Origin of the sequence: Cupriavidus sp. D39, assembly GCF_026627925.1 — a bacterium.
Lineage (GTDB): Bacteria > Pseudomonadota > Gammaproteobacteria > Burkholderiales > Burkholderiaceae > Cupriavidus > Cupriavidus ulmosensis.
The window spans coordinates 400,016-412,511 of sequence record NZ_JAPNLE010000009.1 but is presented as its reverse complement, the minus strand read 5'-3'; the positions used below and the strand labels follow the sequence as shown (position 1 = coordinate 412,511).

The 12,496-nt window shown below is 63.2% G+C and carries 11 protein-coding genes and 2 pseudogenes; 9 read left to right on the top strand and 4 right to left on the bottom strand.

What is annotated here, in order from left to right; translation table 11 throughout:
* The first annotated feature begins 137 nt into the window (after window positions 1–137).
* Complete coding sequence (locus OMK73_RS13430) at window positions 138–500, top strand: hypothetical protein (protein ID WP_267602497.1); 363 nt, start codon at window positions 138–140, stop codon at window positions 498–500.
* Window positions 501–720: 220 nt separating this feature from the next.
* On the opposite strand, the gene OMK73_RS13425 is transcribed toward OMK73_RS13430, so the two are convergent.
* The gene (locus tag OMK73_RS13425) at window positions 721–1,380 is read right to left on the bottom strand and encodes a LysR family substrate-binding domain-containing protein (RefSeq protein ID WP_267602496.1); all 660 of its coding nucleotides are present in this window, start codon (window positions 1,378–1,380) and stop codon (window positions 721–723) included.
* Window positions 1,381–1,578: 198 nt separating this feature from the next.
* Here OMK73_RS13425 and OMK73_RS13420 point away from each other — a divergent pair, with 198 nt between their 5' ends.
* Complete coding sequence (locus tag OMK73_RS13420; protein ID WP_267602495.1) at window positions 1,579–2,949, top strand: IS5 family transposase; 1,371 nt, start codon at window positions 1,579–1,581, stop codon at window positions 2,947–2,949.
* A gap of 140 nt (window positions 2,950–3,089) precedes the next feature.
* Here OMK73_RS13420 and OMK73_RS13415 read toward each other — a convergent pair.
* Window positions 3,090–3,269: pseudogene (locus OMK73_RS13415) on the bottom strand (LysR family transcriptional regulator); the annotation flags it as partial.
* A gap of 102 nt (window positions 3,270–3,371) precedes the next feature.
* Here OMK73_RS13415 and glaH point away from each other — a divergent pair.
* Window positions 3,372–4,301 (top strand): glutarate dioxygenase GlaH, encoded by a 930-nt coding sequence (gene glaH / locus OMK73_RS13410; protein ID WP_267602494.1) that lies wholly within the window; start codon window positions 3,372–3,374, stop codon window positions 4,299–4,301.
* Window positions 4,302–4,418: 117 nt separating this feature from the next.
* Window positions 4,419–5,606 (top strand): alpha-hydroxy acid oxidase, encoded by a 1,188-nt coding sequence (locus OMK73_RS13405; RefSeq protein WP_267602493.1) that lies wholly within the window; start codon window positions 4,419–4,421, stop codon window positions 5,604–5,606.
* A gap of 192 nt (window positions 5,607–5,798) precedes the next feature.
* Here the strand turns inward: OMK73_RS13405 and OMK73_RS13400 are convergent, their stop codons facing one another.
* Complete coding sequence (locus OMK73_RS13400) at window positions 5,799–6,440, bottom strand: DsbA family protein (RefSeq protein WP_267602492.1); 642 nt, start codon at window positions 6,438–6,440, stop codon at window positions 5,799–5,801.
* A 57-nt stretch (window positions 6,441–6,497) separates the two neighbouring features.
* Window positions 6,498–7,148 (bottom strand): DsbA family oxidoreductase, encoded by a 651-nt coding sequence (locus tag OMK73_RS13395; protein WP_267602491.1) that lies wholly within the window; start codon window positions 7,146–7,148, stop codon window positions 6,498–6,500.
* A gap of 227 nt (window positions 7,149–7,375) precedes the next feature.
* Here OMK73_RS13395 and OMK73_RS13390 point away from each other — a divergent pair, with 227 nt between their 5' ends.
* The 5 genes and pseudogenes from OMK73_RS13390 to actP all read left to right on the top strand — a co-directional run bounded on the left by OMK73_RS13390 (window position 7,376) and on the right by actP (window position 12,456).
* Window positions 7,376–8,533: an FAD binding domain-containing protein gene (locus OMK73_RS13390; RefSeq protein ID WP_267602490.1), complete on the top strand. Its 1,158-nt coding sequence runs from the start codon at window positions 7,376–7,378 to the stop codon at window positions 8,531–8,533.
* Window positions 8,534–8,685: 152 nt separating this feature from the next.
* Window positions 8,686–9,129, top strand: a pseudogene (locus OMK73_RS13385) (VOC family protein); the annotation flags it as partial.
* Between the two features lie 46 nt (window positions 9,130–9,175).
* Window positions 9,176–10,399: an FAD binding domain-containing protein gene (locus OMK73_RS13380; protein ID WP_267602489.1), complete on the top strand. Its 1,224-nt coding sequence runs from the start codon at window positions 9,176–9,178 to the stop codon at window positions 10,397–10,399.
* Window positions 10,400–10,447: 48 nt separating this feature from the next.
* Window positions 10,448–10,810, top strand: coding sequence for a DUF485 domain-containing protein (locus OMK73_RS13375; RefSeq protein WP_267602488.1), 363 nt, complete (start codon window positions 10,448–10,450; stop codon window positions 10,808–10,810).
* Window positions 10,807–12,456: a cation/acetate symporter ActP gene (gene actP, locus OMK73_RS13370; protein ID WP_267602487.1), complete on the top strand. Its 1,650-nt coding sequence runs from the start codon at window positions 10,807–10,809 to the stop codon at window positions 12,454–12,456. Before OMK73_RS13375 ends, actP begins: the two co-directional genes overlap by 4 nt.
* Window positions 12,457–12,496: the final 40 nt, after the last annotated feature.

Sequence of the window (12,496 nt, the reverse complement as noted above, 5' to 3'; positions counted from 1 at the left end):
CGCTGATCGGGCTGTGTTCGAGAAAGCGTTCCACCACTGCGTCCACTATCACGCCATTGACTCCGGTTTCTGTTCGAGAGCACGGAGGGTGCCCTAATTTTCGTCACCTTGAAAGGGGTGCGCTTAAGAGGTGGAACATGGCCATTGGCTATTGCCTCGTGTTAGGCACTCTGCTGGGGATCGCGTTCCGCTTGCCACAGGGTAATCTGCAACTCGCGCTGCTTGCGCCCGGGGTGTTCTTCCTTGCGAGCTCGTTCGGCACATGCAGCGCGATCATTGCTGGGGCCACACCGCCAGCCATTCATGGCTCGGCATTTGCCACACTGACGCTGTTTAACAATATATTAGGCCTCGCAGCGGGCCCCTTTATCACCGGTATGGTGGCGGACGCGGTTGGTCTTCAAGTCGCCTTGCGCTGGCTACCGCTCGCGGCAGTTCTGCCCTTCACCGTGTTCCTCATTGGCAGATGGTGTTACGTCGCCGAAGCGCGACGCTGCTGAGTGCGCTGCCGGTGTGGCGACCCTCATGAATGTCCATGTAGCGGGCCTCTTGCCGCGGTTGTACTCTCTGCGGCGCGGCCGCTCAATTGTTGTCGGCATTCAATCCATCGTCCCCACGCCCCGCCATTGCGGGGACGATGCAGGATCCCGTCGATCGATTCAAGGTGGATGAACGGGACGCTTACCCCACGGGGCTTTCCTTCGGCATCAAATGGCGAGTCTAGGATGCACGGCCTTTGAATGCCTCAGTTCCGAGTTGCACAAATGCTCGTACCGCTGGAGATATTTCCCGACGCCTATGCGCTAGCGCCAGGTGCACTGAGAGTTTAAAGTCGGCGATCTGTGTGTAGAAGATACCTGGCTGGGAGAAGTTCTGCATTGACTCTGGCACGATGGCCACTCCGTATCCCGCAGACGCGAGGCAAATTGCGGAGATGAAATCCTGGACGCGATACTCCAGATGAGGCGTGAACCCTCCGGCTTTGCCCAGGGCGGATAACGCAGACCCGAATCCTTCCTCGTCGGCAAACTGAGGGACGATGAACGATTGATCTGCCAGCGCGCGCGCTGGAACTGTCCCTCGCCTTGCAAGGGGATGGCTTCCTGTCATTGCAACCAGTAGACGTTCAGTCTGTACGACCTTCGCGATAACGCCAGCCGGATAGAGCCGTCTGGGCCTGACAATTCCCACATCAATCTGGCCATCGCTGAGCGCTTCGAGCTGCCTTGGCGTTTCCATTGGCACGACTTCGATCCGCACCATCTCATGTGATTTCCGAAACTCGCCCAGCATCATGGACAAAAGGCCGCTGCTTGCGCCAGATGCCACATAGCCGACACGGATGACGCCAGCCAGCCCTCGGGCAGCCAAGCGTCCCACCTGGTCGGCTCGCTCAATGTGCCGCAACGCAGCGACAGCCTCGGCATGGAACAGGTGCCCCGCGTCGGTAAGTGGTCAGCCCTGCGGAATGCTGAAGAGTAAGGCGCAGCAAGGCTTCGCAAGAATTTCGCTGTGTACCGAACTCCCAGATCGAATAGGAATCTGATTCAAATCCTGGGAGATTTGAGGGCCTTGTCGATGAGCACACCCGACTTCTTTCGCAGCCGCCTGGACGGGATGATTGATCTGCGGCATCCGCTGGCAGTGCTGGCGACCCGGATGCCATGGAACAACATTGAGGCTGCCCTGGCACCGCTGCTAGCTCGCAAGGCGAACGATGGCCGCAACGTGGTCGGCGAGGACTTGTTCGGACCGACGCTGGCAGTGGCCGGTGGGGGCGTCAGTGCCGCTGGCCGGCCTCGCCTACCGATCCGGCTGATGGTCGGGCTGCTCTACCTCAAGCACGCCTATAACCAAAGCGATGAGTCGGTGTGCGAGCGCTGGGCCGAGAACGTGTACTGGCAATTTTTCTGCGGCGAGGAGTACTTCCAGATGCGGCTGCCGTGTGACCCGACCAACCTCGTGCGTTTCCGACAGATCCTGGGTGAGGCTGGCGTCGAGGAACTGCTGGCCACCACGATTGCGGCCGCCGTGCAAATGAAGGCGATCAAGCCGGCTGAGTTCGAACGGGTTATCGTCGACAGCACGGTCCAGGAGAAGGCCATTGCCTATCCGACCGACAGCCGGCTGCTGGAGGTGGCGCGGGCCAAGGTGGTGCAACTGGCCAAACGCGCCGGCATCCAGCTCAAGCAGACCTTTGCCAGGGAAGGCAAGTCGTTGCGATTTCGCGCGGGTGGTTATGCGCATGCTAAGCAGTTCAAACGGCTGAGAACCGTGCTCAAACGTCAGCGCACCGTGCTCGGCCGCGTACTGCGTGAGATCGAACGCAAGATGACGGCGCTCGCCGAGGATCAGCAACAGCGTCTGCGCCCCTGGCTCGAACGCGCCCAACGCATTGCGCAGCAACGCACCAAGGACAAGAACAAGCTCTACGCCTTGCACGCGCCCGAAGTAGAGTGTATCGCCAAGGGCAAGGCCCGTCAGCCCTACGAATTCGGCGTCAAGGTGAGCCTGGCGATCACCGCCAATCAGGGACTCATCGTCGGTGCGCGCAGCTTCCCCGGCAATCCATACGATGGCCACACGCTACACGCCCAACTGGAGCAGACCACCATCTTGCTGCAGGACCTTCCCGGATCGCCCAGGCCTCACACTGCCATCGTTGATCTCGGTTACCGCGGGGTCGATGGCGAAGTAGCGCCGGTGAAGGTGATTCACCGCGGCAGAATCAAAACCATGAATCGTCGCCAGCGCAGAATGCTGAAACGTCGCCAGGCGGTCGAGCCTGTCATCGGTCATGTCAAAGCGGATCACGGCATGCGCCGGAACTGGTTGAAGGGCGAAATTGGTGACGCCGTCCATCCTATCCTCTGTGCTGCAGGCTTCAATCTCCGTTGGCTGCTGCGGGCCATTGCCCGCCTGGGCATCCGCGCGTTTTTTTCGTCTTGATTCTGCTCACAGGCATGGCTCGATCCGCCAGGGATGCAGCCAATCGATCTTGCCCGCATGCCGCAGTCAATTAATGGGGGCGGCTAGAATCACCCACCTTTTAGCCACGCTGAGCTCTCAGACTGAATTCTTCAGGTCCGACTAAGTGACACCGGCTTCCTTTTGTTGCGGTTCAAGAGCGTGACTCCCAAATCTTGCTCAAGGCGTTGGATCTGGGTGCTGAGCCCTGATTGTGCGACACCTAAGCGATCTGCCGCCTTCGCAAAGTGAAGTTCTTCCGCCACGGCGAGGAAGCACTGCAACTGGCGAACGTCAATCATCGTTTTAATCTCAATTTCGGAACAAAGATTACTGTCTTCTATCTGGATCATATCAAAGAATCCAGATGAAATAGCGCCATACAACATCCCGGAGAGCTATCGATGAATGCCACGCTACCTGCGGCAGTGCTTGCCAGCAATGACGAGTCCCGTTTCCAATTGTCTGCCCACCCAGATCACCATCGCATCCTGCATGTGAGCGTTGAGCGCGATGCCCTTCTTGGGTTCCTGCATGACGTACGCAGGGTCGATGTTCAGAACCTCGAGTATGTTCCCTTCATGCGCTACGATCTCGCGGATGTACTCGCGAAGCATGTTGGCGAGGACTTCGCTACAACCATCAACGGCATTGTGAAGGATCGGCGGCACGGTGGCTTTACGGTAGGCCTCCAGGGACTGACGACGGACGCCGACGATTTCGTTCGCTTCGGCACCGCCATTGGGCACCTCTTGGGCCCCGGCAACCACGATGCAATGTCGGGCACTTACTATGCTCGCTTCGTGGTCAAGCACACGGACGATAGCGACTCCTATTTGCGCCAAGCCTATCGACTCTTCACGATGCACACCGACGGCACCTTCGTTACCGAAGCGACGGACTGGCTGTTGATGATGAAGTTTGCCGAACAGAATGCAATTGGCGGCGAGTCCCGATTCTTGCATCTGGACGATTGGGAGGGGCGTGACCGGTTTGTCAGTCACCGTCTCGGGACGCAGCCTTTCCTCTACAAGGCGCCGGGGTCCAAGAATGTCAGCGATGATGTCGAGCGCCCGCTCTTCTTCCAGAATGCGTTTGGGTTGTCGATGTCCTTCATCGATCAGTTTGTACAGCCTCGCAATCGCGAGGAGGCTGCATTCCTCAACGACCTGTCGACTTCCATGGAGGCGTCGCCGGGAACCAAGGAAGTGTCGCTGCCCGTCGGCGATCTGGTTGTCCTGAACAACTACTTCTACCTCCATGGGCGCGCGCCGTTCGAGAAAAATGAAGCGCTGTTCCGTGAGCTGATGCGCCAGCGAGGCACGTTCGCCTGATTATCGATGTGATCCGGCGCGGCTGATAGTGACAGCGGTTGGGCCTGATAGACGTTCCAAATCAAGATGACATCTCAAACAGAAGTTGCAGAGAGCCAGGCCGTTCCGAGCGCTGGAATGCCTGCCAAGCCTGCCTATGGCGCCAACCGTCAGATTCATCGACGACTGCGACCGATCCTCTCGCTTGCCGATTTTGAATTCGCGGCAAAGAGAGTGCTTCCGCGCCCGATCTTTGGCTATATTGCCGGCGCCGCGGAGGATGGAAAGTCGCTCGCCGCAAACAGGACGGCGTTCGACGAGGTCAAGTTTCGTCCCAAAGTCCTTGTCGACGTGTCGGGAAGGTCGCAAGCGACCGAGATCTTTGGGCAACGTTACGCTTCTCCCTTTGGCGTGGCGCCCGTTGGAATCAGTGCGATTGCCGCTTACCGCGGCGATGTGGTCCTCGCGCGAACCGCGCGGGAAGAGCAGATACCTGCAATCATGAGCGGCACGTCCTTGATTCCGATGGAAGCCGTTCACGCGGCCGCACCAGGCACGTGGTTTCAGGCATACCTGCCAGGTGACGCCACACGCAGGGACGCCCTGATTGAGCGGATTGAAGCGGCCGGGTTCGCTACACTCGTCCTTACGGTTGATATTCCCGTCTGGGCCAACCGTGAGAATAACGTCCGTACCGGCTTCTCCTTGCCTTTGCGGCCATCTGTCCGTTTGGCATTCGATGGCATATCTCGGCCGCGCTGGCTGGCCGGGACGTTCGCCAGAACGCTCATTTCGAGTCGGATGCCGCATTTTGAGAATTCTTTTGCGTCTCGCGGCGCACCGATCTTGTCGGCCTCCGCTATTCGCGATACGACGGGGCACGATCACCTGAGTTGGACGGATATCGAGCGAATCCGGCAAAGATGGCGCGGCAACTTGGTCATAAAGGGCATCTTGCATACGTCCGACGCCGAACGCGCTGTCGCCTTGGGCGCGGACGGCATCATTGTCTCGAATCACGGTGGGCGCCAATTGGACGGTGCCGTGGAACCGCTTGCTGTTTTGCCGGAGATTTGTGAGGCTGTCGCGCACAAGACAACCGTCATGATGGACAGCGGTGTGCGGCGAGGCGGTGATGTTCTGAAGGCGTTGGCACTAGGAGCCCGCTTCGTCTTCCTGGGGCGGCCTTTTATTTACGCTGCGGCCATTGGGGGAGCCGAGGGCGTTCGCCACGCCATCACCCTCTTGCGCGATGAAGTCGATCGAAACATGGCCATGCTTGGCGCGAAAACCATCGCAGACGTGAACAACACCGTCATCGTCTAGGGCCACGGAACCGGCCGAATTGCGTCTGGGAAAGCCAACTCGCTCCAATGCGCAGGTGTGTGCGAGGTTCCGACCGACCTTGCTGCCTATCGGAAGAGAGGAAGCTCAACAGATCGGTTCATCCGACTTTGAAATGTCGTACCCGTGAGCTAACGCGAGCATGCTGGCGCTCTATCCGCTTGGTGCATGCACTCATTGTGCCAAAACCTCTCCCACAGCCTTCTTGAACAACTCCGGCTTCCCGAAATACTGCCCCAGACGCAGCCTCGAGATCTTGCCGCCCTGCTCGATGGCCAGCGCTGGGTAACCACGGCCGCCAATCTCCTCGAGTAGCGCCTGGGTCTGCTCGAAGTGGTCAGGCAGCGTCGAACTCGCCTTGTCGTAGGCGTTTGCGAACGACGCTGCATCGAGCCCCAGTTCGTCGGCAATCTGGATCAGTTCCTTGCGCTCGGCGATCGGGCGTCCTTCGCGGTAGTACGCAGTCTGAAGGCGTTCGAGCATCTTCAGCCCGGCGCCGGCGACGGATTCGGCGGCCAGCATCGCCGCGGTGGGCGGGCCGGAATCCAGCCTGACGTCGTAGTCGAACTGCGTGCCCTGCTGGTACGTCTCGCTGAATGGCTGCCCGCTGAGCGCGGTGATGCGCTCCTCGTGAGGGCGAACGAAATCCCGCCATTCGGCGGACATGTTCTGCGCCCGATCTCCCGCCAGCATGCCGCCGCTGTGCGGCACCACCCTGAGGCCGGCTTCGTCGGCCGCCGACACGAGCGGCGCAAGACCGTAGCACCATCCGCAAAACGGGTCGTAAACGTAATGTAGGGTCGCTTGCTTGTTCATTTTGGTTCTCCAGGTTCTTTGCGGCAGCCGCCCGGTGCACGTGCTGCGCGCTCGCTATCAAATGGCCTCGCCCACTGCCGCCTGCAACGCCTTCTCCATGATCGAAAGCGGCTGCGCCCCGGCGATGGCGGTACTGCCGATCCGGATCGTGGGCACGGAGCGAACGCCGTCGCGCTGCGCCTTCGCTTGCGCCGCCACGACCTCCGCTTCGCCGTCGGTGCCCGACAGGTGGCTGCGCACGGCTTGTGCATCGAAGCCGGCCGATACGGCCAGCGGCACGAGCACATCGACCCGGCCGATGTGCTCCCCGCGGGAAAAGTACGCAGCGAAGATGGCATCGAACAACGCCTCCGCCATGGCTGCGTCGCCGGTCTGTTGGGCGAATGCCATCAACCGGTGCGCGAGCCGGGTATTGGGCGTGACCGTGATCAGGTCATAGTTGAAATCCAGCCCGGCGCGCCGGCCCATCATCGCCACCTCTGCGTCCATGGCCTGTGAGCGGGCCCAGCTGCCGAACTTCGCGGTGCGGTAGGCCTTGCGATCGGCGCCTTCCAGCGGCATGTCCGGGTTGAGTTCATAGGGCACATAAGAAATCGTGGGAGCGGCCTCGGTCGGCATGCGCTCAATGGCGGCCTTCAGGTTGCGATGGCCGATCCAGCACCACGGGCAAATGAAGTCATAGGTGATCTGGGTGTCGATGGGTTTCATGACGGTTCCTTGCGTAAGTGATGGAGCCAGCGTAGATGGCGGGCCGCACCGGCACAATGGCATGCCAGCGCAAACCTGCGTTGCCGGCCGCGCAACGCCAGGTTTGCGGGGCGAAGGCGCCCTCCCCGTTGCCGCCCACGCAAAACTGCTTTGCCCCCGCCAAGCATTCTCTCTAGGCCTGGACGCTTCTACGATGCAGTCCATCCACTCGCACTCTGGAGCCACACATGAACACCAATGACGCATCCTCCGTCGGCCCGCGCAAGGCCCTGGTCATAGGCGGCTCGCTGGGCGGCCTGTTCACCGCCACCGCGCTGCGCGCCGTGGGCTGGCAGGTCGACGTGTTCGAGCGTTCGGCATCGGACCTCGACAGCCGTGGCGGCGGCATTGTGTTGCAGCCGGAGGTGCTGCGGGCGTTCTCGTTCGCCGGCATCGCGGCGCACGGAGCGCTGGGTGTGCGCTCGCACGACCGGCTGTTCCTGGACCACGGCGGCCACGTGCTCCACCGCCAGCGCATGCCGCAGACACAGACCTCGTGGAACACGCTGTATGCCGCCTTGCTCGATCATTTCCCGGCGGCGCACTATCACCGCGGCGCGGCGCTCACCGCTATCGCGCAGCACGAGCACGGCGTTTGCGCCACCTTCGCCGATGGACGCCAGGCGTGCGGTGAGTTGCTGGTCGGTGCCGACGGCGCCGGCTCCACGGTGCGCAGGATCGTGCTGCCCGGCGTCGCCCCCAGCTATGCCGGCTATGTCGTCTGGCGTGGCCTGGTCGATGAAGGCCGTCTGCCCGAAGCGGCCAGGCCGCTGCTGCACGAGAACTTCGTGTTCCAGCAAGACCACGACTCGATGATGCTGCAGTACATGGTGCCCGGTGCCGACGGCGCCACGGCGTCCGGACGGCGCCGCTTCAACTGGCTGTGGTACCTGAAGGCCGAGCCCCGCGTGGCGCTCGATGCCGTGCTCACCGATCGCAACGGAAAACGCCGCAGCCATTCGATCCCGCCGGGCATGCTGTCAGCTGAGCAGGAGAGCTGGTTTCGCCAGACCGCCGCCGCGCGCGCCAACCCCGCGTTCCGCGCGCTGATCGACAACACCGATCAGATCTTCGTCCAGGCCATCCAGGACCTGCAGGTGCCACGCATGGTGTTCGGCCGCGTACTGCTGACTGGCGATGCCGCCTTCATTCCCCGTCCCCATACCGCCGGCAGCACCGCCAAGGCCGCGGCCAATGCCGTAGCGCTGGCCAAGGCGCTCGACGGCACGGCCGACCCGGACCACGCGCTACAGATCTGGCAGCAGGGCGAACACGCGCAAGGCGAACAGATGACCCAGTGGGGCATCCGCATGGGTAACCGCATCATGGGGATCCCACTGCACTAAGGCGCAGAGCTGCGCTGCGCAGAAGTGGCGCAGCCGGCACGCACTCCGCCGATTAGGGTAAGTACCCCCTTGCCCGCTCTTGGCTGTTCCATCCAACCGCTCTACAATTTATCAAACGATCACTAATCGATCGATCAATAACAGAGGCAACCATGGCAATCCGCAAGCTCGCGCACTTCTCGATCCGCACCACGGACCTCGAGCAATCCTGCGCCTTCTATGAACGCATTCTCGGCTTCAAGCAAGGCTATCGCCCGCCTTTCGATTTCCCCGGCGCATGGCTGTACATGGGCGGGGACGAAGGTGACTTCGGTACGGTCCACATCATCGGTGTCGACCCCGACAACCCTGACGGGCTATCCGCCTACCTCGGCGACCGCGCCCCCTCGGCGGCGGGCACCGGCACCCTCGACCACATCGCGTTCCTGGCCACCGGCGTGGCGCAGATGTGGGCAAAGCTGGCAGCCGAGGGCATCCCGTGGCGCGACCGCACCGTCCCCAGCCTGGGCCTGCACCAGGTGTTCATCGAGGACCCTTCCGGCGTCACCATCGAACTGAACTACCCCGCCGCCGAGGTGGCGGGCCTTGAAATCCCGGGCAACGGCGCGCGCGCGCCCTCCCCGCAGTGGCAGGAGACTGACTATGACAACCCTATCTACACGGCCGAAGGCCATCATCGTGGGCGGCTCGCTGGGCGGGCTGTTCGCGGCCAACCTGCTCGCACGCGGCGGGTGGGAGGTTGAGGTATGCGAGCGTGTTCCCGAAGCCCTTGCCGGGCGCGGCGCGGGCATCGTCACACATCCGGAATTGTTCGAGGCCCTGGCCGCCGCCGGGGTCGAGGTGGACAACTCCATCGGCGTGCAGGTGAAGTCCCGGCTGACGCTGGGCCAGGACGGCAGCGTCCTGTCCCAGCGTGAGCTGCCGCAAACGCTGACGGCATGGGGCAAGATGTACCACGTGCTGCGGTCCGCCTTCACCGGGGGCACGTACCGCACGGGCGCCAATGTGGTGTCAGTGCGCAGCGAGCCCGGCCACGCCGTGGTGATGCTGGACGACGGCTCGGTCCATCACGCGGATCTTGTGGTCGCCGCGGACGGCTTCCGCTCCGCGTTGCGCGAGTGCCTGTTGCCCGAGGCCCGGCTCCAGTACGCAGGGTACATCGCCTGGCGCGGCCTGGTGGACGAAACGAGCCTGAGCGAAGCCACGCGCGACATGCTGTTCGAGAAGTTCGCCTTCTGCCTGCCGCCGCGCGAGCAGATCCTCGGCTACCCGGTGGCGGGCCAGGGCAACAGCACCCGGGTTGGCGAGCGCCGCTACAACTTCGTGTGGTACCGCGCCACCAGCGAAGACGTGGACCTGCCCAACCTGCTGACCGACGCCAGCGGTAAGCGCTGGTCCGGCGGCATCCCGCCGGGGCTGATCCGCCCGGACGTGCTGGCGAGCATGGAGGAAGCCGCGCTGGCCAACCTGGCGCCCCAGTTCGGCGAGGTGGTGACCAAGGCCGCGCAGCCGCTGTTCCAGCCCATCTTCGACCTCGAGGTGCCGAGCATGGCCTTCGGCCGCGTGGCGCTGCTCGGCGACGCCGCCTTCGTGGCACGCCCGCACTGCGGCATGGGCGTGACCAAGGCCGCGGGCGATGCGATCTCGCTGGTCAAGGCCTTGCAAGCGCATGACAGCGTCAGTGCCGCACTGGAAAGCTACAGTGCCGAGCGCGTGCAGGTGGGCGCGGCCATCGTCCAGCACGCGCGCCACCTCGGCGCCTATATGCAGGCGCAGCTCAAGAACGAGACCGATCGTCAGATGGCCGAGCGCTATCGCACGCCGGAAGCCGTGATGCGCGAGACGGCGGTGTCGACGCGCTTCTGAGCGCGCCGCCGCCCCCCGCCAGACCAACCGCCCCCAACGGAGACAACCTTGGAACACACCGCCCCCACCTTTGCCGCAGCCGCCCGCGAAAGCGCCGCGCTCGCTGCGCCCCCACCGAATCCCCTGCTCGCCGATCCGGCATTCCAGTCCCTGGTGCGCGCGCGGCGCAGGTTCGCGTGGGCCCTGACCGCCATCATGCTGGCGGTGTACTTCGGCTACATCCTCACGCTCGCCTTCCGGCCCGCGCTGCTGGGCCGCCAGCTGACCCTGGGCCAGCCCATGAGCGTGGGCATTCCGGTGGGCTTCGGCATGTTCGCGCTGACCTTCCTGCTGGTGGCGGTGTACGTGCATCGGACCAACACCGTGTACGACCAGCGCATCGGCGAGCTCAAGCAAGGGGCAGCAAAATGAACCGAACCGCCATTTTCTCCATCTCCGCCACTGCCGCAGCCCTGCTGCTTGCCGCCTTGCCAGCGTCTGCGGCACAGAGCTCGGTGGGCCAGGGCATGAACGTCATCGCCATCGCCATGTTCCTGGTGTTCGTCGCCGCCACGCTGGTGGTCACGCGTTGGGCCGCCAGGAGCAACCACAGCGTGGCCGACCACTATGCAGCAGGTGGCAAGATCACCGCACTGCAGAACGGCTGGGCCATTGCCGGCGACTACATGTCGGCGGCCTCCCTGCTGGGCATCTCCGCGCTGGTCTTCACCAGCGGCTACGACGGCCTGATCTACTCCATCGGCTTTCTCGCCAGCTGGCCGATCATCCTGTTCCTGATCGCCGAGCCGCTGCGCAACCTGGGCCGCTTCACGCTGGCGGACGTGGTCTCCTACCGCCTGCAGCAGCGCCCCATCCGCGCGTTCTCCGCGTCCAGCTCCATCGTCATCGTGCTGCTGTACCTGGTATCGCAGATGGTGGGGGCCGGCAAGCTGGTGGAGCTGCTGTTCGGCTTCAGCTACACGGCGGCGGTCGTGCTGGTCGGCGTGCTGATGGTGGTCTATGTGTTCTTCGGCGGCATGCTGGCCACCACATGGATCCAGATCATCAAGGCGGTGCTGCTGCTCGCGGGCGCCGCTTTCATGGCGTTCATGGTCATGAGCCGCTTCGGCTTCAGCCTGAATGCGCTGTTCGCGCAGGCCATCGAGGCCCACGGCAAGCACGCGGCCATCATGAGCCCGGGCGGCCTGGTCTCCGATCCCGTCTCGGCGGTATCTCTCGGCCTGGCGCTGATCTTCGGCACCGCCGGCTTGCCGCATATCCTGATGCGCTTCTTCACCGTCGGCGACGTCAAGGCGGCACGCAAGAGCATCCTGTATGCCACCGGCATCGTCGGCCTCGGCTACGCGCTGATCATCATCATCGGCTTCGGCACGATCGCGCTGGTGGCCAGCGAGCCGGCCTACCACACGGCTTCCGGCGCGGTGATCGGCGGCGTCAACATGGTGGCCGTGCACCTGGCCCATGCCGTCGGCGGAAACCTCTTCCTCGGCTTCATCTGCGCTGTGGCGTTCTCGACCATCCTGGCCGTGGTGGCGGGGCTGACGCTGGCCGGCTCCTCCGCCATCTCGCACGACCTCTATGCCAAGGTCCTGCGCCAGGGCAGCGCCACCGACAAGGAGGAGATGCGTGTCTCCCGGATGACCACGCTGGTGCTGGGCGTGCTGTCCATCCTGCTAGGCATCCTGTTCGAGAAGCAGACCATTGCCTTTATCGTCAGCCTGACCTTTTCGATCGCCGCCAGCTCGAATTTCCCGGTGCTGCTGCTGTCGATCTACTGGCGCGGACTGACCACGCGGGGCGCCGTGGTGGGCGGCTCTCTCGGGCTGCTGACCGCGGTGGTGCTGACGGTGCTGAGCCCGACAGTGTGGGTGCAGGTGCTCGGCCATGCGAGCGCCATCTACCCCTACGAATATCCGGCGCTGTTCTCCATGCTGGTGGCCTTTGCCGGCATCTACGTGTTCTCGGTCACCGATCGGTCTGCGCGCGGTGCGCGTGAACGCGGCGCCTTCAACAATCAGCTGGTCGATTGCGAGCTCGGGCTGGTCAAGCCACGGTAGGTCCCGTGCCCTGTGCTGCCGGCCGCACTGCCGGCAGCCC

What these genes read in the sequence shown, in the direction of transcription:
- OMK73_RS13430 (WP_267602497.1), top strand. Translation starts at nt 138, where the DNA reads ATGGCCATTGGCTATTGCCTCGTGTTAGGCACTCTGCTGGGGATCGCG.
- glaH (WP_267602494.1), top strand. Translation starts at nt 3,372, where the DNA reads ATGAATGCCACGCTACCTGCGGCAGTGCTTGCCAGCAATGACGAGTCC.
- OMK73_RS13395 (WP_267602491.1), bottom strand. Translation starts at nt 7,148, where the DNA reads ATGAAACCCATCGACACCCAGATCACCTATGACTTCATTTGCCCGTGG.
- OMK73_RS13405 (WP_267602493.1), top strand. Translation starts at nt 4,419, where the DNA reads ATGCCTGCCAAGCCTGCCTATGGCGCCAACCGTCAGATTCATCGACGA.
- OMK73_RS13390 (WP_267602490.1), top strand. Translation starts at nt 7,376, where the DNA reads ATGAACACCAATGACGCATCCTCCGTCGGCCCGCGCAAGGCCCTGGTC.
- OMK73_RS13380 (WP_267602489.1), top strand. Translation starts at nt 9,176, where the DNA reads ATGACAACCCTATCTACACGGCCGAAGGCCATCATCGTGGGCGGCTCG.
- OMK73_RS13420 (WP_267602495.1), top strand. Translation starts at nt 1,579, where the DNA reads ATGAGCACACCCGACTTCTTTCGCAGCCGCCTGGACGGGATGATTGAT.
- actP (WP_267602487.1), top strand. Translation starts at nt 10,807, where the DNA reads ATGAACCGAACCGCCATTTTCTCCATCTCCGCCACTGCCGCAGCCCTG.
- OMK73_RS13400 (WP_267602492.1), bottom strand. Translation starts at nt 6,440, where the DNA reads ATGAACAAGCAAGCGACCCTACATTACGTTTACGACCCGTTTTGCGGA.